Source organism: Streptococcus equi subsp. zooepidemicus (genome assembly GCF_015689395.1).
Classification (GTDB): domain Bacteria; phylum Bacillota; class Bacilli; order Lactobacillales; family Streptococcaceae; genus Streptococcus; species Streptococcus equi.
Map to the genome: position 1 here is coordinate 1745466 of NZ_CP065054.1, position 25669 is coordinate 1771134.

At 43.8% G+C, this 25669-nt stretch carries 25 protein-coding genes; 5 read left to right on the forward strand and 20 right to left on the reverse strand.

Annotation, left to right across the window (positions count from 1 at the left end):
* Positions 1-84: 84 nt before the first annotated feature.
* The 16 genes from tkt to I2432_RS08320 form a co-directional block, all read right to left on the reverse strand.
* The gene (gene tkt, locus I2432_RS08245; RefSeq protein WP_111678441.1) at positions 85-2070 is read right to left on the reverse strand and encodes a transketolase; all 1986 of its coding nucleotides are present in this window, start codon (positions 2068-2070) and stop codon (positions 85-87) included.
* 383 nt (positions 2071-2453) lie between these two features.
* Positions 2454-3098: a fructose-6-phosphate aldolase gene (gene fsa / locus I2432_RS08250; RefSeq protein ID WP_012677466.1), complete on the reverse strand. Its 645-nt coding sequence runs from the start codon at positions 3096-3098 to the stop codon at positions 2454-2456.
* Positions 3099-3272: 174 nt separating this feature from the next.
* A complete protein-coding gene (glpK, locus tag I2432_RS08255; RefSeq protein WP_111678443.1) occupies positions 3273-4778 on the reverse strand; it encodes a glycerol kinase GlpK in 1506 nt (501 codons plus the stop codon).
* Between the two features lie 333 nt (positions 4779-5111).
* Positions 5112-5705: a PepSY domain-containing protein gene (locus I2432_RS08260; protein ID WP_111678445.1), complete on the reverse strand. Its 594-nt coding sequence runs from the start codon at positions 5703-5705 to the stop codon at positions 5112-5114.
* A 665-nt stretch (positions 5706-6370) separates the two neighbouring features.
* Entirely contained in the window at positions 6371-6571 is a 201-nt protein-coding gene (locus I2432_RS08265) for a bacteriocin (protein WP_043041044.1), read from the reverse strand.
* A 58-nt stretch (positions 6572-6629) separates the two neighbouring features.
* Positions 6630-6824 carry a bacteriocin gene (locus I2432_RS08270; RefSeq protein WP_111678447.1) on the reverse strand — a complete coding sequence of 65 codons (195 nt, stop codon included), beginning with the start codon at positions 6822-6824 and terminating at the stop codon, positions 6630-6632.
* Between the two features lie 504 nt (positions 6825-7328).
* A complete protein-coding gene (gene rsmI, locus I2432_RS08275) occupies positions 7329-8195 on the reverse strand; it encodes a 16S rRNA (cytidine(1402)-2'-O)-methyltransferase (RefSeq protein ID WP_111678449.1) in 867 nt (288 codons plus the stop codon).
* Between the two features lie 4 nt (positions 8196-8199).
* The gene (gene yabA / locus I2432_RS08280; protein ID WP_012680029.1) at positions 8200-8523 is read right to left on the reverse strand and encodes a DNA replication initiation control protein YabA; all 324 of its coding nucleotides are present in this window, start codon (positions 8521-8523) and stop codon (positions 8200-8202) included.
* On the reverse strand, positions 8516-9316 hold the full coding sequence (gene ricT / locus I2432_RS08285; protein ID WP_206158726.1) for a regulatory iron-sulfur-containing complex subunit RicT: 801 nt from the start codon (positions 9314-9316) through the stop codon (positions 8516-8518). Before ricT ends, yabA begins: the two co-directional genes overlap by 8 nt.
* Entirely contained in the window at positions 9313-10188 is an 876-nt protein-coding gene (locus I2432_RS08290; RefSeq protein WP_111678453.1) for a DNA polymerase III subunit delta', read from the reverse strand. Before I2432_RS08290 ends, ricT begins: the two co-directional genes overlap by 4 nt.
* Positions 10189-10201: 13 nt before the next feature.
* Positions 10202-10837 (reverse strand): dTMP kinase, encoded by a 636-nt coding sequence (gene tmk, locus I2432_RS08295; RefSeq protein WP_111678859.1) that lies wholly within the window; start codon positions 10835-10837, stop codon positions 10202-10204.
* Between the two features lie 314 nt (positions 10838-11151).
* Positions 11152-11436, reverse strand: coding sequence for a YlbG family protein (locus I2432_RS08300; protein ID WP_043053379.1), 285 nt, complete (start codon positions 11434-11436; stop codon positions 11152-11154).
* Positions 11437-11883: a YlbF/YmcA family competence regulator gene (locus I2432_RS08305; protein WP_037579848.1), complete on the reverse strand. Its 447-nt coding sequence runs from the start codon at positions 11881-11883 to the stop codon at positions 11437-11439.
* A 102-nt stretch (positions 11884-11985) separates the two neighbouring features.
* On the reverse strand, positions 11986-12576 hold the full coding sequence (locus I2432_RS08310; RefSeq protein ID WP_012677455.1) for an ATP-dependent Clp protease proteolytic subunit: 591 nt from the start codon (positions 12574-12576) through the stop codon (positions 11986-11988).
* Positions 12577-12807: 231 nt separating this feature from the next.
* Positions 12808-13437 carry a uracil phosphoribosyltransferase gene (upp, locus tag I2432_RS08315; RefSeq protein ID WP_206158727.1) on the reverse strand — a complete coding sequence of 210 codons (630 nt, stop codon included), beginning with the start codon at positions 13435-13437 and terminating at the stop codon, positions 12808-12810.
* 149 nt (positions 13438-13586) lie between these two features.
* Complete coding sequence (locus I2432_RS08320) at positions 13587-15218, reverse strand: putative polysaccharide biosynthesis protein (protein ID WP_043031351.1); 1632 nt, start codon at positions 15216-15218, stop codon at positions 13587-13589.
* 85 nt (positions 15219-15303) lie between these two features.
* On the opposite strand from I2432_RS08320, the gene I2432_RS08325 reads away from it, so the two are divergent.
* The 5 genes from I2432_RS08325 (at position 15304) to I2432_RS08345 (ending at position 20783) form a co-directional block, all read left to right on the forward strand.
* Positions 15304-16749, forward strand: a complete 1446-nt coding sequence (locus I2432_RS08325) for a UDP-N-acetylmuramoyl-L-alanyl-D-glutamate--L-lysine ligase (protein WP_206158728.1) — start codon at positions 15304-15306, stop codon at positions 16747-16749.
* 261 nt (positions 16750-17010) lie between these two features.
* Complete coding sequence (locus tag I2432_RS08330; RefSeq protein ID WP_206158729.1) at positions 17011-17790, forward strand: ABC transporter ATP-binding protein; 780 nt, start codon at positions 17011-17013, stop codon at positions 17788-17790.
* Positions 17791-17814: 24 nt separating this feature from the next.
* Complete coding sequence (locus tag I2432_RS08335; RefSeq protein ID WP_111678461.1) at positions 17815-18753, forward strand: iron-hydroxamate ABC transporter substrate-binding protein; 939 nt, start codon at positions 17815-17817, stop codon at positions 18751-18753.
* Positions 18754-18762: 9 nt separating this feature from the next.
* Entirely contained in the window at positions 18763-19788 is a 1026-nt protein-coding gene (locus tag I2432_RS08340) for a FecCD family ABC transporter permease (protein ID WP_111678463.1), read from the forward strand.
* The gene (locus I2432_RS08345) at positions 19785-20783 is read left to right on the forward strand and encodes a FecCD family ABC transporter permease (RefSeq protein WP_111678465.1); all 999 of its coding nucleotides are present in this window, start codon (positions 19785-19787) and stop codon (positions 20781-20783) included. The genes I2432_RS08340 and I2432_RS08345 overlap by 4 nt, the downstream gene beginning before the upstream one ends.
* Before the next feature lie 671 nt (positions 20784-21454).
* On the opposite strand, the gene I2432_RS08350 is transcribed toward I2432_RS08345, so the two are convergent.
* The 4 genes from I2432_RS08350 to I2432_RS08365 all read right to left on the reverse strand — a co-directional run bounded on the left by I2432_RS08350 (position 21455) and on the right by I2432_RS08365 (position 25665).
* Entirely contained in the window at positions 21455-22108 is a 654-nt protein-coding gene (locus I2432_RS08350; protein ID WP_111678467.1) for a DUF1803 domain-containing protein, read from the reverse strand.
* 66 nt (positions 22109-22174) lie between these two features.
* Complete coding sequence (locus I2432_RS08355; protein ID WP_043052335.1) at positions 22175-23110, reverse strand: manganese-dependent inorganic pyrophosphatase; 936 nt, start codon at positions 23108-23110, stop codon at positions 22175-22177.
* Positions 23111-23462: 352 nt separating this feature from the next.
* Positions 23463-24254 carry a pyruvate formate-lyase-activating protein gene (gene pflA, locus I2432_RS08360; protein ID WP_012516212.1) on the reverse strand — a complete coding sequence of 264 codons (792 nt, stop codon included), beginning with the start codon at positions 24252-24254 and terminating at the stop codon, positions 23463-23465.
* A gap of 76 nt (positions 24255-24330) precedes the next feature.
* Complete coding sequence (locus I2432_RS08365; RefSeq protein ID WP_014623408.1) at positions 24331-25665, reverse strand: hemolysin family protein; 1335 nt, start codon at positions 25663-25665, stop codon at positions 24331-24333.
* Between the last annotated feature and the right edge of the window lie 4 nt (positions 25666-25669).

Sequence of the window (25669 nt, forward strand, 5' to 3'; positions counted from 1 at the left end):
TCTAGGAGACTTCATGCGTTTTTGTTTATTGATTAATGCCAGAGCTAAGTAGCTAACCAAGCACCTCGTCTAGCCTAATAATGATTATAAGGATTTGTACAATTCAGTAGCATGCTCTACTGTAAAGCCGTATTCTTCAAAGATACGATTGCCCGGTGCAGAAGCTCCCCATGTATCAATGGTCAGTGTTTTGCCTGCAAGGCCAACGTATTTTGCCCAGCCAAAGCTTGAGCCTGCTTCAATCGCTAGACGTTTTGTCACTGCCGCTGGCAAGATGGCTTCCTTATAGCTGTCTGTCTGCTCATCAAAGATATTTTGTGATGGCATTGATACCACACGCACATGGATACCATCTGCTGCAAGAGCAGCTTGAGTCTCCATTGCTAGCTTCACTTCAGAACCGGTTGCAATGATGATCCCATCAAGGTCACCCTTTGCTTCTGACAGGATATAAGCTCCCTTATTAAGACCATCTTCTGCCAATTCCTTAGTGCCTTCAAGTACAGGAAGGTTTTGACGTGTTAAGACAAGCATTGTCGGACGGTCTGTTTCAGCGATCGCACGCTTCCAAGCAGCGTTTGTTTCATTGCCGTCAGCTGGACGAATAACGTTCAGATTTGGCATTGATCGAACACTAGCTAGCTGCTCGATTGGCTCATGGGTCGGACCATCTTCACCAACCGCGATAGAATCATGTGTCATGACATAAACCGTTGGTAGCTGCTGCAAGGCTGCCATACGAACCGCTGGCAATAGGTAGTTTGAAAAGACAAAGAAGGTTCCGCCATAAACACGTGTTCCACCATGAAGGGCAATACCGTTCATCGCTGCTGCCATTGCAAACTCGCGAACACCAAACCAGATGTTACGACCAGCATAATGACCTGGCTGGAAGTCTGTCTCAGCCTTAACCATGGTATTGTTAGAGGCAGAAAGATCAGCTGAGCCTCCCCAGAAGGCTGGCACCTGCTCAGAGATTTGTTGGATAGCCTGCTGACTGGAAACACGACTGGCTACTGCTGTGCCAAGCTCATGAGCTTGCAGGTCAACCTCTGCTGCCTCATTAGCAAAGGCTTTTTTGTATTCGGCTGCTAACTCAGGGTATGCTGCTTCATAGGCTGCAAATAGGTCATTCCATGCCTGCTCAGCCTGCTCACCACGCGCCTGAAGGCCTTGTCTAAAGCGCTCAGTCACCTCTTGCGGCACCTCAAAATCAGCATGGGTCCATTGATAAGATTTCTTAGCAAAGGCAATGCCTTCTGCACCAAGCGGAGCCCCATGAACAGCTGAAGTCCCTTGCTTTTCAGCACCAAAGCCAATGATTGTCTTTACTTCAATAATGGTTGGCTTTTCAGTCTCTGCCTTAGCTTCCTCGATAGCTTTAGCAATAGCTTCTAGGTCGTTACCATCCTTAACGAGGATATGCTGCCAGCCGTAAGCTTCAAAACGTCCCTTGACATCTTCTGTGAAGGCCATTGAGGTTGGTCCATCAAGCGAAATATCGTTTGAATCATATAGCAAGACAAGCTTACCAAGCTTCAAGTGACCGGCCAGACTGGCTGCCTCCTGACTGACACCCTCCATAAGGTCTCCGTCACCATTTAGAGCATAGGTATAGTGGTCTACAATATCAAAGCCAGGCTTATTGAACTTAGCTGCTAAGTGTGCTTCTGCCATAGCCATACCAACTGCATTGGCAATTCCTTGTCCTAAAGGCCCTGTGGTTGCCTCAACACCATCTGTGTGATTGACCTCTGGGTGACCTGGTGTTTTAGAGCCCCATTGACGGAAGTTCTTCAGATCCTCAACAGACACATCATAGCCTGCTAGGTGCAATAGGCTGTAAAGCATGGCACTACCATGACCTGCTGATAGGATAAAGCGGTCTCTATTTGACCAACGGCGGCTTGTCTTTGGATTGACTGTCATAAAATGGTTCCATAGCACATAAGCCATTGGCGCTGCCCCCATCGGCAAACCTGGGTGCCCAGAATTTGCTGCTTGAATAGCGTCCATTGATAGAGTACGAACAGTATTGACTGCCAGCTGATCAATTGCATCAAATGTCATAAGTAAAACCTCTCTGTGTATTACAACTAAAAATTAAACGTTTTCCATTGTCTATTGTAACATAAAAGTAAACTGATTTTTAACAAAATCCTATAAAGTCCTTAAATTCTTATCCAGCCACAAGCATTGCTGTTCCTAGCTTTTTGGGATTGACAGCTGTCCTAGCCAGGGCACCTATGCTCATAAGAAAAAGCAAGCCTAGCTGTTGCCAGCTAAGCAAGCATTCCTCTTTGGTACCTCCCTTTGGCTACAGTAAGCGCCAGCTGCCTGTTAATTCTAGCGCAACAGCAAAGCACCAGCTGATCCTGCCACCTACAAATAGCTGGTTCCAAACTCACTGCTATAGCCACATTAGAACATAAGGAGAGCTCTATGCTCTTAGCCTATTGCTTAAAGGAAGCCCAATCCTCCATAAAGGTCTTTAAGCCATTTGTTGTCAATGGGTGCTCAGTCATCTTGGCAAACAATGGATCTGGAATGGTTGCAATGTGTGCCCCTAGCTGTGCAACAGCTTCAACATGAGCAGCTGTCCGAATGCTAGCTGCGATGATTTCTGCTTGGAAGCCATACAAATCAATGATCCCACGCAAGTCACTAATGAGCTGATAAGGGTCTGCACCAATATCCTCTAAGCGCCCGATAAATGGACTGATATAGGTCGCACCAGCCTTCATCGCCATTAGTCCCTGACTAACTGTAAAAATAAGCGTCACATTCGTTTTGATGCCTTCTTGTGATAAGACATTAGTTGCTTTTAAGCCCTCTGTCGTCATCGGAATTTTCACGACCACATTGTCATGCCACTTGGCAATGCTCCTAGCCTCTGCAATCATTTCCTCTGCGGTTAATCCAGTTACCTCGGCACTGATCGGGCCATCAACAATCTCACAGATTTCTTTGATAACTGTCTCAAAATCACGACCCTCACGTGAAATAATGCTAGGATTTGTGGTAACACCGTCCACAACACCAAGCTCATTAATCGCACGAATTGCCTCTACATTTGCTGTGTCTAAGAAAAATTTCATCTTAACCTCCGTTAAATTAGTCTGTTACCAGTCATTGAACAGCACGACGCTGTTTACCGTCTACACTATCATTATAAAAGTCACTCCTAGGATATAAAAGACCAAGTATCACACAGTCTAGTGTTCAAAACTAGACCTAGCTAGGGGACTCTGTTTCCTTAAAAGGCCTGATTCTTACAGCTCCTCTGTGAAAAACTGTGTGGCTTTGACAGCTCTTTTCCAGCCTTGATATAGCTTTTCTCGACGGGAGTTACTCATGCTTGCTTTAAATAGCTGACCTGTGGCATTTAATTGCTTTAGCGTCCCCATGTCCTCCCAGTAGCCTACAGCAAGCCCGGCCAAAAAGGCTGCTCCTAGAGCTGTGGTTTCAAGATTTTCAGCACGAGCAATATCAATCCCTAAAATATCTGCCTGAAACTGCATGAGCATGTTATTCATGGCCGCTCCACCATCAACACGTAATTGCTGGATGGTGATCCCTGAATCCACCTGCATGGTATCAATCACATCTCTGACCTGATAAGCAATAGACTGTAGGGTAGCCTTAACAAAATCCTCTTTTGTTGTTCCACGCGTTAAGCCAAATACCGAGCCGCGTGCATTGGAATCCCAATAAGGAGCGCCAAGACCTGTAAAGGCTGGTACAACATACACCTCATCAGCATTGGTTGAAGCCAAGGCTAGCTGTTCAGACTCAAAAGAGGTTTTTATCATTCGCAGGCCATCTCGCAGCCATTGCACAGCAGAGCCGGCAATAAAGATAGACCCTTCTAAGGCATAATAAACCTTGCCATTAATACCATATCCAATCGTTGTTAGCAGATTGCTGCTGGATAATTGAGCCTCTTGACCAGTATTCATGATGATAAAAGAGCCTGTGCCATAGGTATTTTTTACCATACCAGGCTCAAAGGCCAGCTGCCCAAATAGGGCGGCCTGCTGATCACCCGCCATGCCAGCAATAGCTACCTCTCCTCCGTAAAAATGAAAAGGAGCCGTTTTACCATAAATTTCCGAATTAGACCTGACCTCAGGAAGCATGGCCTTAGGGATATTCAGCAAGGCCAATATCTCATCGTCCCATTTTAGCTCTTTGATATTGTATAGCATGGTACGTGCTGCATTAGAATAATCCGTCACATGTACCGCCCCGTCCGTTAGCTTCCAAACCAGCCAGGTGTCAATCGTGCCAAATAATAATTCTCCCCTTTCAGCTCGCTCTTGAGCCCCCGGAACATGATCAAGAAGCCATCTGAGCTTGGTCGCAGAAAAATAAGCATCTATAACCAGACCTGTTTTTTCATGGATCATTTTGGTATAGCCGTCACGCTTTAGCTGCTCTGCAATGGAGGCTGTTTGTCTAGACTGCCACACAATAGCATTATAGATGGGCAGACCTGTCTGTTTATCCCAGACTACCGTTGTTTCACGCTGGTTGGTAATGCCTATAGCTTCTATTTGCTCTGGCTTTATACCAGACTCTATAAAGGCGTCTGCAATAACAGACTGCACCGAATTCCAAATGTGATTGGCGTTATGCTCAACCCAGCCAGCCTGTGGAAAAAACTGTGGAAATTCCTTTTGACTACTAACCAGCGCTTCTCCTTTCTTATTGAAAATAATGGCACGAGAGCTCGTTGTGCCTTGATCAATAGCCATAATATAGGTTTCAGTTCCCATGTGTCCTCCATTCTATTGCTGCTGAGATAAGACCTCTCAATCATAGCAAGCGCTTTCTATTCTATTATACAACATTTACAGCCCATAGCCTATCCTTATAGTCATAAAAGTATCACTCTACCAAATCCTAAGCTGATAATGCCTATCATTTCAACTAAACAGCCCTTATCACAGCCAAATACCAGCAACAAAGGCGGGCTATAGACTAAGCGCCTAAATGGCTGCCAACAAGCTCCAGCTTTATCAGCTAACAAGGAGCAACAAAAAACCTAAGCCCTTTTAGCATTTAAGGGCTTAGGAGTGGGCTTTTATCGCATAAGCGGTGATAGCTTCTTAATCGTAAACAGGCTCAGAGGACTTTTCTAAAATATCTCCACTATTAGCGTCAATAGTATAGCTGTACTCCTGATCCTTGGCGTCAAACTCAATATCGTAAACTAACCTACCATCGTCTGTTTCTTTCGTCAGCTTGAGCCTTTGAGCGTCAGCTGCTGTGATTGAGGCGTCCTTAAAAGCAAGCTCCTTGGCCTTGTCCTCTGAAATGCCAGCTGCTTTATCAGCCTGACCACCAGCTGCTTGAGCTGAAGCAGGAGCCTCAGTGATTGGCTCAGAGGATTTTTCTAGGATCTCACCGGTATTAGCGTCAATGGTATAGCTGTACTCCTGATCCTTAGCGTCAAACTCAATATCATAGACCACTCTACCATCGTCTGTTTCTTTCGTCAGCTTGAGCCTTTGGGCGTCAGCTGCTGTGATTGAGGCGTCCTTAAAGGCAAGCTCCTTGGCCTTGTCCTCTGAAACACTTGCCTTCCTATGATTCTGAGCGCTGCCATTTTGACCTAGAGCCTGATTCTGTTGACGACAAGCTGATAGGCTGATTAAGGATAGACTCGTAAGAGCTATTACTGAAAGTTTTTTGATTATCATTGTATTGACCTTCCATCTTTATTCATCTTATTTCCTCTAGTATACATTAAATAATCTGATTTTACAATTTTAAAGCACTAAAACTCTCTTAACCAGGCTTACTCCCTTATATGATACCCCCCAAAGAGCCCATAAGGTAAAGGTAATGGCTTTGCTATCCCTCAACCAAGAATAGATCACCCAGCCGAATAAAAAAAGCAATTATTGGTAGAATGAGAAGAATTATTTTGGTCTTATTTATTGCCTTCACCAGCTATCAATCACTATTTAATGACCATTTTGGTATGAACCCTCACTGCCACTCACTATCTGACACCAAGCTACTTTTAAGTACCAGCATCGATGTCTCTTACACCTCCAGTGCCTATCCATAGCCGACCTTCAGCATGCCAGCATTTCTGATTAATTACAAATACTCCCTAAACTGTTGAAAAAGTATCTAAACGAATCATACAAAACTTAATTTACCTTTTTTCTATATAAATAGCTAAAAAACATAGTAAGGTCACAAGGGATATAAGATTTACATTGCTTATAGTAGTCGATAAGAAATAAAAAATTAAAAAAATAAAGTAGGAAGACCCTTCTTTGCCCCTCTTAGCACTGTCAACCAGTATATAGATAAAAATTAAAGCATAAAGACCTGAAAAGGTAATCAATAACATCTAATTTGCCTTATATGCCAAGTATGCTCCTCCAGCAGTAAAGCCGGCTATACATACTCCTTTTAGCACCGGATGAGGTATTTTGCAAAACTTAATTCCTGTCTTGAGACCTCCTAATCCCCCGATAACAGCATTACCTGCTGCATTTCCTCCTGAAATGTCCTGCATTTCATTTATTGCTAATGCTCTATAATGTTCCATTTCTATTATCCTCCTAAAACAAGGTTCCAAACTCAGAATCTTTCTGTTTTTCTCATTTCTAAAAGCCTCCTGTGACACCAGTAGCCCAAGTCCAGAGTGTAACTCCAGTTTTTGCACCAATAGATCCACAAGCTACTCCACATACTGGAAATCCAAGTGCTGCGCCTGCACTTCCTGCTCCAATCACACCTGACACATTGGCAGCCCAATTATTTTTTTCTCTTTCAAAGCTAGCAAGCATTTCTGTAGCCATTACGTCAAATGATTGTATTGATTGCAAATACTCCCTAAAAATTGATGTTGTCCAGTTGCAACCTTGACATATTTAGTATAACCCTTTTTTGTAAAACATTCCTCCATATCCTAAACAGTCGTTGAAACGTCCTAAATGGGAGCATTTTTTTCGTTTAAGACTGAAAAGTAACCATTAAGGGAGGTCATAAAGCGGCAAGCCTGTGGCTTTAGAAACCTTAAAAATGTTAAAAGCAAGATTTTCATTGCTATTAAGAGCATCAAAGAAAGCACCAGTCTGGTCCTCACTAGGTGCGAGTTGTCAGTCAACCCACTACAGTTGACGTTGAGGCAAAAAAAGAGAACTGACTAGCTCTCTTAGTGTGCAGACAAATCTATCTGCTTACATTAATGACAATTCTCAGAAGTACAAAAGACAGCTACTAGCCCTTGCTTGAGTACCTCTCCTTTACTTAGCCTATTAGAGATTCTCTCAGCCAAGTGACTGGTCTAGGTTAAAACCAGCCTAGCCAAGCCCATGAAATTGCTGATAGAGCTCTTGGCGATTCACCTTATAATCTTTGGCGACTGTCTTGATCGCCTGATTAGGCTTCATGCCAGCAGCAATAGCCTGTTGAACAAGTGCTAGCAGATCCAAATCCTCAGCAGGCTCTGATGCGTCAGCTTGATTGGCACCTGCCACAATCAATAGACACTCACCCTTGAGTGGATGGTCTGCTAGATAGGTCAAGACCTCTGAAATCTGACCACGCTGGTATTCCTCAAAAAGCTTGGTTAGCTCTCTCACCAGCACCACCTGGCGATCCCCATAGCAGGCCAGCAGGTTTGTTAGCGTATCCTTAACACGATAAGGAGATTCATAAAAGATTTGAGTCTCCGGATAGTCTGTCTTAGTCATCAAAAATGCCCTTTGCTGCCCAGCTTTTCTTGGCAAAAAGCCATAAAACAGATGAGGCTGGGGCACCAAGCCGCTAGCAATGAGACCGGTAATGCCCGCAGAAGCACCCGGCAACGCAACAATAGTAATGTCTCGATCAATAGCTGCTCTAACTAGCTCATGACCAGGATCTGAAATAGAGGGCATACCAGCATCGGAGACCTGCGCTAATGACCTTCCAGCCAACAACAGGTCTAGCAAATCTGGAATTTTATCATAAGCATTATGCTCATGAAAACTTACCTGCTTTGTCTTTATTCCAAAATGCTTGAGCAACAGACCAGTATTTCTCGTATCCTCTGCACAGATAATATCCACCTCTTTTAGAACATTAACCGCTCTAAAGGTCATATCCTCTAGGTTACCAATAGGGGTAGGCACCAGATAGAGAACCCCTGACTCTTTTTCTTCCTTGAAGCTCTTTTGGATTTGCATGACTCTACTTTCTATCTAATAGCTCTCGACAAAACATACACTCTTCATCATTTTCACGACGTTGCCCATAGAAAAAATTGCAGATATGAAAGCCCTCATCATAAATGCCCTCCAAGTGGTCCTTGCCCTGCTTAGAAGAGGTCTTGGCCAGATTTTCGTGCTCCAATTGACTCAAGCGCTCACGTAATTTGGTGTTTTCAAGCCTAAGGATAGTATTTTCCTCTACGAGTCCTTGGACCTGCTTTTTCATTGCTTCAATTTCAGCTAAAGTCACCATCAGGTTTTGTGAAAAGCCATCAAAAGCGTCAAACAGTTCTTTTTTATTCACTAACTTTAACCTCCTCTAAAGCATAGGTTACCAAGGCCAGCTGGTCCTTAAAGCGAACCTGAATGGTATCTGTAAAAAGATCAATTCCTGCAACCTCACCTGGTCCCTGCGCTGTTCTTACTATAGTACCATAATCAGGAAATTTTTTCTTACTTTCTTGATAAAAATCGTCCTCATATTGTAGGCAGCACAGCAAGCGACCGCAGCAGCCCAGAGACTTTGCCGAATGCAAGGACAGCCCTTGATGTTTTAGCATTTTGATTGAGACTGGAGGAAACTCTCCTAAAAAGCTTGAACAGCATAGTGGGCGACCACAGGGACCCAGCCCTCCATAAACCCTTGCCTCCTCACGACTATTAATCTGACGCAGCTCAATCCTTGTCTTAAAATAGGCAGCAAAATCCTTGAGGAGCTGGCGAAAATCAACACGCTCCTGAGCGGTAAAGGTAATCAAAACATAACGTCTCTCAAGGGAGAAAACAATGTCAACCAAGGTCATGTCTAAGCCATTTCTGTCAATCATCTCTGCTACTTTTTGCTTTGACTGGACTGCTAGCTGAAGGTTTTGCTGGTAAGCCTTGTAGTCCATGTCATTGGCAGGTCTCAAAACAGAGGGCATATCCTTTGGCAGGTCGTCCTTACAAAAGCTTTTTATCGGAGAATTGACCATTGCCAATCGACTGCCCTTGCCATCAGATATGACAAGCTTGGTTTGCACAGGAAAGGCCTGATCGGTTTGAACATACCTGACAGAGCAGGTGTCACAATATTTAATTCCAATCGTACTTATCATGAAATCACCATATATTCTAACGTATTTTGAAAGCTGACATTGCTTTGCCACATGAGTCTAGCCTGATAAACAGCCTCCAGATAGGTAAAAGCATTTTGTCGACTGTAATCCTTCGCCAAGATTAAGGTTAAAAGAGTTAGTGCCATGTCCTGCTCCTCTTTTTCCTCTGCTAGCTGAACCAAGCGATTAAGTTCCAGATAAGCCTGTTCCTTATCCTGAAACCAGATGGAAACAAAACGCTCAGCCTGCGCCATCAGCTCCAACATCCTGGTGTTTTCAGAAAAAGCGGTAAGCTGCTGGGCATTGGCTGCTAATCTGGCTAAGAGGTCTGCTTGATGTTTCAAAAGCCCCTTTTTTTGGGCCAGCTCAGAGAGGTAGTGCTCATCTTTTGGAAAGTGAAAAACCTGTGTACGGCTCTTGATCGTTGGTAGGACCTGATTGTCATCATTCGTTAGTAAAAACATATAGCAATCCCCTTGTGGCTCTTCTATATATTTTAAAATGCTGTTAGCTGCATTGACATGCATCTTATCACAATCCTTAATGATAAAAACCTGCCGCCTGCCCTCATAGCCGGTCTGCGAAAAATTTGTCATCATTTCTTTGACGGTATCAGTCTTGATAAGCTGACCAACAGGCTCTAAGATGGTAACATCTGAAAAGTCATTGTGCTCAATCAGCTGACAAGCACGACAGTGATGACAAGGAGCGTTGCCTCTTTTTTGTTCGCAAAAAAGAGTCTTGGCTAAAAAAAGAGCCATGTCAAAATTGGCAAAATCACCTGAAAAGAGGTAGGCATGATTTAGACGTTTTTTTTGCAAAATCTCTTGAAAGGCCTGATAGACCCTAGGAGCCTTTTGAGCCAAATCCATTCCTAACCTCCTGCTATGCTTGACTGTGTGTGATAATGGCAGCTAAAGCCGCTGCCACAACGCTTTCTAAGTCCTGTGATGCATCAATCTTGACAATACGCTGGGGATTTTCCAAAGCTAGCTCCAGATAGCCCTTACGAACACGCTGGTGCAGGTCTAACTGCTCAAGATCAAGACGATTGACCTCTCGCTCAGTATTTTGTGCAATCCTTGCCAATCCAAGCTCTGAGGGTACATCAAAATACAGGGTCAAATCAGGGTCAACACCATCTGTTGCAAAATGATTGAGCCATTGAATGGCTTGTTTATCCAGCCCTCTTCCGGCACCCTGATAAGCAACTGAGCTATCAATAAAACGATCCACTAAAACCAGGTGTCCTGCCTCAAGAGCTGGCACGATCTTTTCAACCAAATGCTGCCTTCTTGCTGCAATATAGAGCAGCAACTCTGTTTTATCGTCCATGGTCGTGTGACTGACATCTAAGATCAGCTGACGAATCTTCTCAGCAATCGCAACACCTCCAGGCTCTCTCGTTGTTACAATGGTTTGTCCCAGAGCTGCCTGTAAGAGTGGCACCAGTCTTTCCAGCACCGTTGTTTTTCCCGCTCCGTCTGGACCTTCAAACGTTATTAATCTTCCTCTAGTCATCTTATTTCCTTTGTTTATCGTTACCTCTATTTTACCAAAATTTGCCTGAAAAAGCACTGCCAATTCATTGAGCAGTGCCAGATCAGAAAAAAACCTTTTTGTGCTGCCTTTTAGACGATAGGGATAAAAAGCCACCTCTCAAAGCAGGCAATCTGAGGCTGTGTCTCAGACCTCAAAGCCTATGCCACGATTTGACAAATGACAGGCGTCTCAGCCCTTATTTTCTTTATCTAAGCAAGCCAGCAAGGCTGATCAATCATGCTTTAGGCGATTGATGAGCTACGACATGCTATGCAAGACAGGAGCAGGCCTACTTAGTCCTGATCAGGCTGGGCTTGAATCTCTAGAGGCTCACGATGTAAATTCCCAACAAAATCGCAATCAATGTCATCAAAGGCTGATGCCTTCACCTCTTTGACAAATTTTAGTCGACTAATGTCCTTTAGCTTTTCTTCCATGTCCTCTTTATTGATGTAAATAATAAGGTATCGAGAACGCTTGGAATGGTAGTACAGGTCACCATATTTCATCAATTTTCTAGCGTCTCGATTGTAATACAAGTAGATAACCAGCCCAATTCTCTGCTGTTTTTGAAACATTTAGGTACTCTTTTCTTTAATATTTTGATACGGTCCAAGCTCATGTCGAGGTCTATTTGTCGCCAAGGGAAGCCCTGTGTCGACAAGAATATCCTCAGACACTGCCTCTGCAATAGCTGTCGAAATCGTCGCCAAAACCTCCTGCAAATCAACCTGTGCCAAGCGCAGCTCAGCAACCAATGGGTGCAGATCAAGCTGGCGCTTTTGATGAAGTAACTGGCAACGCAAAGCCCTAGCATCTGGACAAGACTCAAGCAGGCCCTGCTTAAGCTCATAATCCCGCTTAAGCTCTTCAAATAAGGCTAGCTCGGTCTGTAGGGCCAAATCTGCCTCAAAAGCCTTTTTAGCTAAGGCATAGGTCTGATACTGGCTGCTTGTCCTAATATCCTGAACCAGCTGCAAGATAGCCCTTTCAATGGCAAACAATTCTTCATTTATGATTAGCATAGATTAATTATACCATAATTTTAAGAGGGATAGCTCTCTTTAGCATGCAAAAAGCCCCTGAAGCGTTAGCTTCAGAAGCTTTTAAGCTATTTACTAGACTCTCTAAGCTAGCTCATTATTTTCCATAATTTCATCAATAAAGCCATAGGCTAGGGTCTCTTCTGCGCTCATCCAGTAATCACGCTCAGCGTCCTTATGGATTTGTTTGATCGTTTTACCGGCATTTTGTGCCAAAATCTTTTCCAAGCGGTGACGTGTCTTTAATAAATGCTCAGCCGCAATGGCCATATCTGTCTGCTGTGTACCACCACCTGTGCCTCCCATAGGCTGGTGAATCATGTACTCTGCATTTGGAAGCATAAAGCGCTTGCCCTTTGCACCTGATGAAGCAATAACGGTTCCCATAGAGGCAGCCATACCCATAACAATGGTTTGCACATCTGCCTTAATAAAGTTCATCGTATCCACAATAGCTAGACCAGCTGATACAGAGCCTCCTGGGGTATTCACATAGAGGTAAATGTCTTTTGTGTTGTCTTGGGCATCTAAAAACAAGAGCTGCGCAATAACAGAGTTTGCCATATTATCCTCTACTGGACCAGTCAGCATGATAATACGGTCCTTTAACAGACGTGAATAAATGTCATAAGAACGCTCTCCACGACTGGTTTGTTCAATAACTACAGGAATCATAAAAATCTCCAATCTATCGTGACTGTCTAACGCCACTCAGCCTCATGCAGTGACAATCAGTCAAACACATCTTTTTATAATGATTGACCTTATTATAATCTCTTGGTCAAAAAAGGTCAAATGATAAACTTGCTTTTAAAAAACCTTCCAGCCTAAACTAGAAAGTCTTATTAGCTTTAGCAGGCTAGCCTCTAGCAAGCAGAGCCTAGCACAACCAAAGCCTGTAGCCTTTTACTTGGTACCAAATAAGCGATCGCCAGCATCTCCAAGACCAGGAACAATGTAGCCATGATCATTTAATCTTTCATCAAGGGCTGCTGTATAAATGTCAACATCTGGGTGAGCCTCCTGAAGCTTTTTAACCCCTTCTGGTGCTGCTACCAGACACACAAACTTAATATTAGCAGCCCCACGCTTTTTCAGTGAATCCACTGCAAGAATTGCAGAGCCGCCAGTAGCAAGCATTGGATCAACAACAAAAATTTGGCGCTGATCAATATCCTCTGGCAGCTTCACCAAATATTCAACCGGCTCCAAGGTCTCCTCGTTACGATACATACCGATGTGACCAACCTTGGCAGCTGGCACAAGGCTAAGAAAGCCATCCACCATACCAATACCAGCTCTAAGAATCGGAACAATTGCTAATTTTTTACCTGCTAACTGCTTTTGAACCGTCTTGGCAACCGGTGTTTGAATCTCAACATCCTCTAATGGCAAGTCACGAGACACCTCGTAGCCCATAAGCATTGCAATTTCATTGACCAGCTCTCTAAAATCCTTGGTTGAGGTATCCTGACGACGCAGGATTGATAGCTTATGCTGAATAAGTGGATGCGAAATAACCTGACATTTTCCCATGATGACGTACTTCCTTCTTTATTTTTTACACTTTTGCTATTATACCAAAAAATTGAAAACCTTGCTTACTTTTTTCAGACCCGGTTGAAATGATAAAAGCAAGAATCTGGTCAGCTAGCAGCCTGCGTCAGCTGTCTTGAGCTTGGGTATCAAAGCCCCAATTTTTGGCGATACCTAGCTGCTCTGCTGCCAATTAATTTGTCCAGCTGACGCGTCAATAGCGTCATGTAGGCGTAAACACCCATTCCCAAGCCACCAATAATCACTAAGTAAAGCAGGCTAGTCAATCTGCCTGTCGGCTTAAACAAATAGCCCAAAAGCCAGCTAGCTAGTAGCACAATCAGTCCCATCAGTGCTGTCTCAATCACCGTTAGTAATATACGCTTATGCAGCAGCTTACGGTTAAATCGTGTGACCTGATGCAGACGACGGTACATGAGATAGATAGGCACTAGCAAGCCAAGAGTCGTAGCTAACAAAGGACCATAAGCATGAAATAGATAGATCAAAGGAACCTGCAAAACCAGCTTGACAAAAACACCATAAGCAAAATAATAGATGGCCTTACGGTTTTCAAACAGGGCCTGCAGCATCGGAGAAAAAAGCGTATACAAGGCCATCAATAGGGTAAGGCAAAGCACAGCAACAAACAGCCTAACAGCCTCTTCCTCGCTACTACCGTAAAAAACCGTATAAAGAGGCCTTGCCAGTATAATAGCTCCTGTCAGAGCAGGCAATAAAAACATCAGCAGCATTTCAATGTTGTTAATGATCAGGCGCGCTGCTGCTCGCATGTCCTTTTTAACGTAATTTTCTGTCAATAAGGCAATACCAACACTACCGATTGAAGCGGCTACTGCAATGAGGACCATGGTGATTTTAGCAGGGTTGGCATTAAAATAACCAAACAGCACCCAGAGCTGAGAACGAGCATAATTGGTAAAGAGGGTCATTGTATTGACAAAGGTCCACTGGTCGATGAGCTGAAAGGCCTGAATTGCACTTCCTGTGATGATAAAGGGAATCGACTCCTTTAGCGTTTCAATAAGCAGACCCTTGATGTCAATAGGAATCGCATGCTCTGTCTTGGTAAAAATAGCCTTTAAAAGGCCCTGCGTCCAGAAATAATAAAAGAGCACCGCCATACTGGCTATCATTCCAATAAAAGCAGCAAAGGTGGACTGCGTAACAGCTGCAATATAGTCCTTAGACCCCATTTTCATGATGAAAAAGGTTGTTAGAAGCATCCAGATCACACGAACCAGCTGCTCAGCAATTTGGCTAAGAGCATAGGGCTTAATCTCCTTATAGCCCTGAAAAATCCCCCTAATCACGCTCATCACTGGAAAAACAAAAACAGCTAATGATAAGCTATGCATAATCGGGACAAGGGTCTCATCACCACCGGACAAGCGAGCAAAGAGTGGAGATCCCAGATACATCAGCACTGAGAAAATCAAGCCTAATACCAGCATAACCTTTAGAGTGCTTCGAATGAGCTGATAGCTATGCTCTTGCTGCCCCATCGAGTTGTACTTAGCGACCTGCTTAGCAATGGCAACATTTAGCCCTGTTGTCGAAATCAACAAAAAATAGGCATACACATTGTATCCCATATTAAAGAGCGCATTTGCCTGTATCGCATACTGCCCCATCCATATGTACCATGGAATAATATATAGAACGCCTAAAAGTCGGCTAATAAAATTACCTGCGGTGGACCAGGCTGCTCCCTGAACCATCAGCTGTTCTTGTGTCAATTGTTTTTTTTCTGTCGACATATCCGTTCTTCCTAGTTTTTATAGCTTTATTATAAACTTTTGCTTGTGACTTGTAAAACAAGAACATTAAGGATAAAATAAGGCTATGATAACAATTGAGCACTTATTAACCATTTTAAAAAAGGACCATAATTTCCGAGAGGTTCTTGATCAAGACGGCTACCACTTTAACTATAGCGGTCTACAGTTTGACAGCCTTAGCTACGACAGCAGACAAGCAGATGAGCAGACGCTCTTTTTTGCTAAGGGATCAGCTTTTAAGGCTGACTTTTTGAGACAGGCCATTGCCAAGGGACTAAGACTCTATGTTTCAGAGATTGACTATCAGGTAGGGATCCCTGTTATTCTTGTTAACAATATTAAGCACGCTATGAGCCTAGCTGCGATGGCCTTTTATGATTACCCACAAAATAAGCTCAAGCTGTTAGCCTTCACCGGAACAAAGGGCAAGACAACTGCTGCCTACTTTGCCTATCATATGCTAAAGGAATCTCATAAGCCTGCCCTGCTCTCTACAATGAACACAACTTTAGATGGTCAACACTTTTTTAAATCGCAGTTAACCACACCTGAAAGTCTTGATTTATTTGTAATGATGGCTCAGTGTGTGGCTAATGGCATGACGCATTTGGTGATGGAGGTCTCTAGTCAAGCTTACTTGGTCGGGCGTGTCTACGGCTTAACCTTTGATGTCGGTGTCTTTCTCAATATTAGCCCTGATCATATCGGACCAATCGAACACCCAAGCTTTGAGGATTATTTTTACCATAAGCGGCTTTTAATGGAAAATAGCCGAGCTGTTGTCATCAATAGCGGTATGGAGCACTTTCATATCCTAGCAGAGCAGGTGGCCGATAAGCCTCATGATTTTTATGGCAAGGGGGCTTGTAACAGGCTGCTGCAGCGTCAGGCCTTTTCATTTCAAGCAGCTGGCAAGCTAGCTGGAGACTATGCGATTCAATTGATTGGCAGCTTCAACCAAGAAAATGCTATGGCTGCTGGACTGGCCTGTCTTCGATTAGGAGCAAGCCTAGAGGATATTCGATTAGGAATTGCTAAGACAAGGGTGCCTGGTCGCATGGAGGTCTTAACCATGACCAATCAGGCCAAGGTGTTTGTTGATTATGCACATAACGGTGATAGCCTTGAAAAGCTCCTATCTGTCGTTGAAGAGCACCAGAAGGGCCAGATTTACTTGATTCTAGGAGCACCGGGTAATAAAGGCGAGAGTCGTCGGGCTGATTTTGGACAGGTCATTAACCAGCACCCCAATGTTCGTATTATTCTGACTGCTGATGATCCTAATTTTGAGGACCCACAGTTGATTTCAGAGGAGATTGCTAGCTATATTCACCGCGAGGTTGATATTATCATTGACCGTAAAGAAGCAATCAAGACTGGTATGGAGCGCTGTCAGAGCAAAGAGGACGCACTCATTATTGCTGGTAAGGGAGCTGATGCTTATCAGATTGTCAAGGGACAAAAGGCAGCCTATGCAGGTGATTTAGCGATTGCAAAGAGCTACCTATAAGGTGTCCTAACAGGCTAAACAGTAATGATTCTTAAGACTACTAATAATGATTCTAAGCTGGCTCCTTTTTTTAGTGTCAGCTCAGTAATTAGATTCTGAAAGGCTTTTTTAGGCCTTTTTTCTATGCTATAATGGGATAGCTTTTAAGAGAAAGCATACTATGTATAGTCAGACCAAAAGAGCAACTAGCATTCCATAGGCTATCAAACCTTTAGGATTGCGCTAGCTGGCCTTGCTTGACTATTAGAAAGGAGAATAACCATGTCAACAATCAGTGCTGAGACGATTTCAGCTGGCTATGATCAATCGCTTATCATCAGCGACTTATCTGTCACTATTCCCGAAGGAAAAGTAACGACCATCATCGGCGCTAATGGCTGTGGGAAGTCAACCCTTTTAAAGGCTCTAGCGCGGCTATTACCACTCAAAGCAGGGCAGGTTCTCTTAGATGGACAAGCCATTGCTAGGCTAGCAACCAAGGACCTTGCTAAGACACTAGCACTCTTACCTCAGCTACAAGAAGCTACCGCAGCTACTGTCTATGAGCTGGTTTCTTATGGGCGCTATCCCCACCAATCCTACCTAGGACGGCTTAGTCAAGCTGATAAGGATAAGATTTGCTGGGCAATGGAGGTCACAAGCATGACACCCTATGCTCATCAGACTGTTGATGCCCTGTCAGGCGGCCAACGTCAAAGGGCCTGGATTGCTATGGCCTTAGCACAGGATACTGATATTATTTTTCTAGATGAGCCGACAACCTACTTAGACATGAATCATCAGCTCGATATTTTAGAATTACTAAAGGAGCTCAATCAGGTCTCTGGAAAAACAATCGTGATGGTCCTTCATGATTTAAATCTTTCAGCACGCTACTCGGATCATCTGATCGCCATGAAAAATGGACATATCAAATATTCTGGAGAGGTCAACCAGGTGATGACGCCAGAGATGATTCAAGAGATTTTTCAAGTAAAGGCTCAGCTCGTCACTGATCCTCTCTATAATTGCCCTACATTGCTGACCTATCAGCTGATATAAATTTATTCTAGGAGAATAGAATACATGAAAAAACTACTGCTTATTTTAACTGTTTTTGTGACAGCTTTTACATTAGTCGCCTGCTCAAGTCAAAGCAAGCAACAAGAAAGCACCAGCAAAGCAAGCCTATCCCACAAGCCAAAAATTGCTGGGGTGACCTATTATGGTGACATTCCTGTCAAGCCAAAGCGCGTGGTTAGCTTAGCAGCTACATATACTGGTTACTTGGCAAAATTAGACCTTCATCTGGTCGGTGTCACCTCCTACGACAAAAAGAACCCTGTTTTAACAAAAAGCATTACCCAAGCCAAGCAGGTGGCAGCTACTGACCTAGAGGCTATTACAGCACTAGAGCCTGATCTCATTGTTGTTGGCTCAACAGAAGAAAACATTGACCAGCTAGCAAAAATCGCACCACTAATCTCCATTGAATACCGCAAGCGTGATTATTTGCAGGTGTTTTCTGATTTTGGCCGTATTTTTAACAAGGAAAAGGAAACTGACCAATGGTTGGCCGACTGGAAACAAAAAACAAGTGACTATGAAAAAGAAGTAAAACAAGTCACCGGATCAGCTGCTACCTTTACAATCATGGGGCTCTATGAAAAGGAAATTTACCTTTTTGGTAAGGACTGGGGAAGAGGTGGTGAAATTATTCATCAGGCCTTCCATTATGATGCTCCCGAAAAGGTGAAAAAAGAGGTATTTAAGCAGGGCTATCTGTCCTTATCACAGGAGGTTCTACCAGATTATATTGGTGATTATGTAGTTGTTGCTGCTGAGGACGACCAAACCGGCTCAGCCTTATATGAGAGCGACCTTTGGCAGCAGATCCCTGCTGTGACCAACAATCATGTCATCAAGGTCAACGCTAATGTCTTTTACTTCACAGACCCACTGTCACTGGAGCACCAACTTGAGGTTCTAAAAAAGGCTATCCTCTCAACTGGTACAAGTCAATAAAAACTTAAGATGACAGCTCAACATCATACTAAGCCTAAACGAGCTAAAGCAGCTCCTCCTTGGCTGATCTTAACCTTTATCAGCTTAACTCTAGTGCTTGCCATTTACTGCAGTCTGAGGTTTGGGGCTGTGTCACTATCACATCAGGAGCTCTATCATATTCTACTTGGAAAGCAGGACCATGGTCAAAAGGCCAGCATTATTTTGGACATTCGCCTGCCCCGCTTGATTTTAGCGGCTCTAGTTGGTGCTGCACTTGCTGTTTCAGGAGCTATCATGCAAGGCATTACCAGAAATCCCATTGCCGAACCTGGCTTACTGGGAATCAACTCTGGAGCTGGGCTGGCATTAGTCATCGGCTATGCTTTTTCCCCTCATCTTCATTATTCGACAATTATATTACTTTCCTTGCTAGGGTCACTCTTAGCGACCCTATTAATCCTCAGCCTAGCCTATCAAGCTGGTAAGGGCTACACTCAAATGAGGCTTATTTTAGCAGGAGCGATGATCTCTATGCTGCTGTCAGCTATCGGACAAGGAATAACGACTTATTTTCACTTAGCCAATGCCATTATTGGCTGGCAGGCGGGAGGACTGATCGGGGTCAATTGGCAGATGGTTAGCTATGTTGCGCCACTCATCATCTGTGGCTTAGCCCTATCTTATCTGCTAGCCTATCATTTGACCATTTTAAGCTTAAGCCAAGAGCAGGCCAAGACTCTAGGACAACGCACCTTCTTGATTAGCCTTGTCTTTATCGGACTTGTGCTGCTTTTGTCCTCTGCTGCTGTGGCAGTAGCTGGCAGTATTTCCTTTGTCGGCTTGATTATCCCTCATGCCATCACATTAGTCATTGCTAAGGATTATCGCTGGATCCTGCCGCTAGCTACTCTTCTTGGAGCCAGCTTTATGCTTTGGGTAGACTTTGCCTGTCGCAATATTAATCCTCCCTATGAAACACCGCTATCTGCTCTGATCAGCTTTATTGGACTTCCCTGCTTTTTATGGCTAGTTAGAAAAGGAGGTCGCTTTTGACAGCTACTAAAAGACACGTCCCATTATTTCTAGGGCTAAGCGCTGGACTGGTCTGCTTGATGATCATTTCCTTATCTATTGGGGATTCTAGCATGTCACCGTTAGAGGTTATCAAGGTTCTATTTGGAAAATCTACCGCCGCTATGACCTTGATCATCACCAACATTAGACTCCCAAGAATTTTAGCTGCCTGCATTGGTGGCGGATCACTAGCCCTTTCTGGCTTATTGCTGCAAAGCTTAACGCGAAACCCTCTGGCAGATTCGGGCATATTAGGCATTAATGCTGGTGCTGGTATGGCTATTACCCTTGTCATATCCTACAGCACCAGTGACAGCCTGATCAGCAGGCAATGGCTGCCGCTTATTACCATATTTGGGGCAATGGCAACCATTGTCTTGGTCTACCTGCTCTCACTCAGTCATGGTCGTATCAATCCTATTCGACTGATTGTCACTGGCGTAGGGGTATCATCCATGCTATCTAGCCTGATGATTGCCTTTGTTGGCAATGTAAACCGTTACAAGGTGGATTACGTCATTCATTGGCTAAGTGGGCAGCTAACAGGTGATGATTGGTCCAAGCTAAGCATTGTTGCTCCCTTATTGGGGATCACTTGGTTGCTTGCCTTTAGTCAAGCCTATAAGCTCAACATCATGGCATTAAACGATGAAGCAAGCATGGCTCTAGGCTTCAAGATCCATCAGTACCGTACAATTGTTCTTGCGCTATCTGCAATTCTCGCAGCTTTAAGTGTCATTTTGGTCGGAAACATCACCTTTATTGGCCTGATAGCAGGACATACCAGCAAGCGACTAGTAGGAGCCGATCACCGATTAAGCCTGCCCGTCAGCCTTTTAATCGGCATGATCCTGCTCCTTTTGGCCGACACTATCGGACGAGTATATCTCGTCGGCAGCAATATTCCAACGGGGATTCTGGTCTCTATTCTTGGTGCAGCTTATTTTCTCTACCTTATGGTAAAAATGAACTAAAAGCCTTTACCACATAGCCTAACAAGCATAATGGCTTGGAACCTTTTTTCTACAATAGGGTTCTAAGCCATTTTTAGTTGCAAGCATTACCATAAAAGCAACTACAATAAAACCATAATGCAATTCTCTCCATGCACACCCTCGCCAAGGAGAAGATAAGGTACCTAACCAATGACGATCAGGTTCGTCAATGTCAATCCACGCTCCCATGAAGGGCGAGACGACTGGGCGGAAATCCCAGAGATTACTTTTGACGATTTCAATCTACGCTCCCATAAAGAGAGCGACTCTGGTAAATGACCAGTATTGCAACGTGCAACTCTGTCAAGGCATAGCCACTCCCACAACCTGTCCTGACAAACCACAAACAAGCTCAGCAAAAAACATCAAACAGACAAGTCTTAGCCTCTTGATCTTGAAAGCGTCCCCCAATCCCTATTGAGCTCAGCTCTTTGAAATCAAAAAGAAAAGACCAGGCTGGTCCTCTCGATTAGCTATCAATCATCTACTACAGCTACAGTGAGCTTGGAAATGTGCCATAAGCCTCCTACTGCTACCACAAGCTTAGACCACTAGAGCGGTAAAAATGCAGTTACAAGCACAGCCAAAATTGCTGACAAGGAGCCTGTTACAATGTGAATCTAAACGCTTTTGACTATTCCAGTCAACTCTTAATCAGCGTAGAAAATTAGCTGCTCCTTATCAAAAGCCAGCTTCAGGCAGTATTTAGTGGCCTCTACTTTTTCAATATAGCCTAGAAGCTCCAAGGCAGTTACAAAAATATCTGTCCGCTTTTGCATAACAATCTCTTTCCTAGCAAATTTTAGAAGAAAGCTAGTCATGTACTTCAAGGCATAGTCCTGATTCACATCGCCTAATAGGGCATAGAGCCTTAATTGCTCATCAGATAGGGCTTCCCCTCTTCTTAAACGGTAAAAATAATTGGCAAGCGTCAGCTTATCTCGCTCGATCGTTGTTTTTTCCTTGATCAAAACCTGATTGGTCTGATTAGGCAGCACTGTCTCAAACACCAATGCCAGCAAAGCCTCATATAGATCTGATGCCCTATCCACAAAGATTAGATCTTCTAATGTCACCTGCTGCAGGTCATCTAGCAAGGGCAGACACAGATAGTAGCGTCTGTTTTTTCGACAGATATAGCCAGCCTGAATGTAAGCTTCAAGCGCCTTATCAATCCCCTTAACATGAGAAAAGGCCTGCTTAATGTGACGTAGGGTCACGTCATCATGCTGATTGAGGTAATGAATAAGGTCTTGAAAAAAAGGCTGTCGCGTTAATTTATCAGGATTAAAAATGGCAATCATGCTACTATTATAGCAAAAATACCAAAGGACTGCTGATAAAAATCAACAGTCCTCTACAGGCAAGCTCTATGCTCCGAAGCTTTCAGTTAATTGAGGGACAACCTGCTTTTTACGAGATACAGCACCCGCTAGGAAAGCATGATTATCCTCAAGCTTAAAGTCAAAGGCTACTTCAACCTTATCCATATTCGCACCAAGAGCCAAAATCTCTGAATTTGAATTAACAATATCTGTAATCATCAAGACAAAATCAGAATAGCCCTCACTTGCCATCACCTCTTTAATAGCAGCCTCAATAGCCTCCTTGCGCTCTAGCACCTCTGCAATGTCAACGGTATTGACCTGGGCTACACGAACTGCATTGCCATTTAATTCAAAGGTCTTTGCATCAATATCAATCAATTCTGCTTCTGATTTACTTGCAAGGTTTGTTCCGGCCTTGAGCATAGCCATACCATATTCCTCTAGCTTAACTCCTGCTAGCTCCGCTAATTCCACAGCAACACGATGATCTGAAGCATGCGTTGTTGGTGATTTTAACAGTAAGGTATCAGAAATCAAGCCAGATAAGAGCAGGCCTGCAATATCCTTTGGAACATCAACCCCATTTTCCTTGAATAGACGGTAAACGATAGATGAGGCAGAGCCAACGGGTTCGACACGCATATAAAGCGGGTTTGCTGTCTCAAAATTAGCCACCCGATGATGGTCCACAATACCATACACTTCAACCTCACGAATATCCGAAATAGATTGTGGAAATTCGTTATGGTCTGTAAGGATCACCTGATCAACCCCTTCTGCCTTTGCTGATGTCACCACTCTTGGCGCTGACACCCCAAAATAGTCAAGGGCAAAGGCTGTTTCTTCATTTGGATCACCCAGAGCGACTACCTCTGTATCCAAATCAAAGGCTTTTTTTGCTAAGTAGTCAAAGGCATACGATGATGCGATAGCATCAGTATCTGGATTTTGATGACCAAAAACTAATATTTTTGACATAATGTTTCTACCTCATTCTCTTTATTCATCTTATTGTAGCAGAAATAGGCTCTAAAATCAAAGGAGATTCCCCAGTCACAGGACAAGGACCTAAAGAGCATAGGCGAACAAAATTTCAGATACTAAAGAGCCCTTTCAAACACACAAGAACAGGCAGGCAAGGCCAAAAAGCAATGCCCTCTATAGTGAGCTGGGCAGTTGTTTGGGGACAGTACACTGTCCTTGATTCTTTTAACTTTTCAGAGATTGCTTTTTGTCAGGTGTCTGAGCTCGCCTAAAAACACTGAAGGTCTCATCAAGTCAGCCGCTTCATCAGCAAAAAAAGCTGGGCATTCCCCAACTCTAGATTAGCCTATGATTGATGAATACGGTTCATGTATTCAGTATAGGATTCTGTATGTAGCAGCTTTTTGGCATTTTCCACACGCTCCTTGGTCGGTGGCTTAACGCCCTCAAGCTGGTATGGAATACCTAGCTCACGCCACTTGAATTCTCCCATCGTATGATAAGGCAGCACTTCAAACTTGTCAACATTTTTCAGGGTTTTGACAAACGCATCTAAGCGTACCAAGTGATCATCAATGTCTGTCAAGCCAGGCACCAAGACGTGGCGAATCCAGACAGGGACCTGCCTATCAGAGAGGTAACGAGCAAACTGAAGGATATTTTTATTGGGCTGGCGGGTGACAAGCTTATGCTGCTCCTCGTCAATCTCCTTTAAGTCCAGCAAGATCAAATCAGTAACTGCTAATAAGGTCTCTAAAAGCTCATGGTATTCAGGGGTTGGACGATAGGCAAAGCCACAGGTGTCTAGCGTTGTATGGATCCCCAGCTTTTTAGCCTCTGTAAAGAGCGCAGTGATAAAGTCCATTTGCAGCATGGCCTCACCACCTGACACAGTGATCCCACCCTTTTTTCCCCAAAAGTGCCTGTACTGTAAGGCCTCTTTTAGGACATCATTGACCGTTCGACGTTGAGACTGATTGGTTTCCATAGCCCAGGTATCCGGATTATGGCAATACTGGCAACGCATCTTGCAGCCCTGCAAAAAGATGATAAAACGTATCCCTGGACCATCAACAGAACCAAAGCTTTCTGTAGAATGCACCATTCCAGTTACTTGCCCATAATCTACTTCAACCATTATGCCTCCTTCACCCTTGTAAACGGTTTTACATTTTCATTATATCATGTTTCATAAAAAAGACTAAGCTCAATGCCTAGTCTTCAGTAATATTCTGTTCTATATTAGAAATGGTAAGCTTCAATTTGGTGATACGACCGTCCTTTACCTTATCATTGACCAAGACCAGATGCTTTTGCTTGCTATCACAGGCAAAGCTCTCCTTCTCCTTTTGGCTTGGAATGGTACCAATCCCTGTCAAATAAAAGCCTGCGATGGTATCTACATCATCACTTTCTAATTCTGTGTCAAAATACTCGTTAAAGTCGTTGAGCGTCATTGTCCCTGTGACAATATAGGTATTGTCATCAATGTGATGAACAAATTGCTCAGCCTTGTCTGTCTCATCATCAATCTCACCAACGATCTCCTCTAGCAAATCCTCAAGCGTCACCAAGCCTGCAACTCCTCCGTACTCATCAAGTAGGATAGCCATCTGGTTTTGAGTATTTCGCAACTGCCTCAACAGGTCATCTACAAAAATCGTTTCTGGGACAAATAAGGGCTCCTGCAGGAGCTTTCGCATGCTGATGTTTTCAAAGCCCTGACGAAAGCCTGATTCTAAAAGCCTTTTGGTATGAATTAAGCCGATCACCTTGTCCTTATCAACATCATAAACTGGAATACGAGAGAAGCTCTGCTTTAGGATTTCCTTGATATTATCTAGCGTATCGTCATTAATATCAATCATAAAGGCATCTGTCCTTGGGACCATCACCTCACGCGCCATCATCTCATCAAGCGAGAAAATCCCTTGCAGCATTTCAATCTCTTCGGCATCAAGCGTTGCCTCGCTATTAGTCAGCATGTACTCAATCTCATCACGCGTCATGCGCTCATCTGCGTCATCAAAGGTCATTGGGGTAATCCGGCTCAGCAAATTTGTCGACGCCGATAAGAGCCAAACAAAGGGACTAACCAATTTCCCTAAGACAATGATCACTGGGGCAGAAACCACAGCAAGCTTGTCTTTTAGATTCATAGCTATCCGCTTGGGGTATAACTCTCCCAAAACAATCGAGACATAGGTCAGGAACACCAAAGAAATAATGCTGCCAGCTGTTTGAGCGGTCGCAGAACCACCTAACCAGCCAGAAATAACCTGCCCTAAAGAGGCTGACAGGCTCGCCCCTGACAAGAGGCTAATAAAGGTAATACCAACCTGAATGGTCGATAAAAAGTTATTGGGCTGCTCTAAAACACGCAGCAAGCGATCATACCTCTTATCCCCATCGGCAGCCTTTTGCTCCACACGAGAGCGATTTAAGGATACCAGAGCCATCTCACTGGCTGAGAAAAAGGCATTTAACAAGGTTAGAATGACTAACAATAAAAACTGAATCAATAAAGGCTGACTCACAGGGTCTTCCATTAAT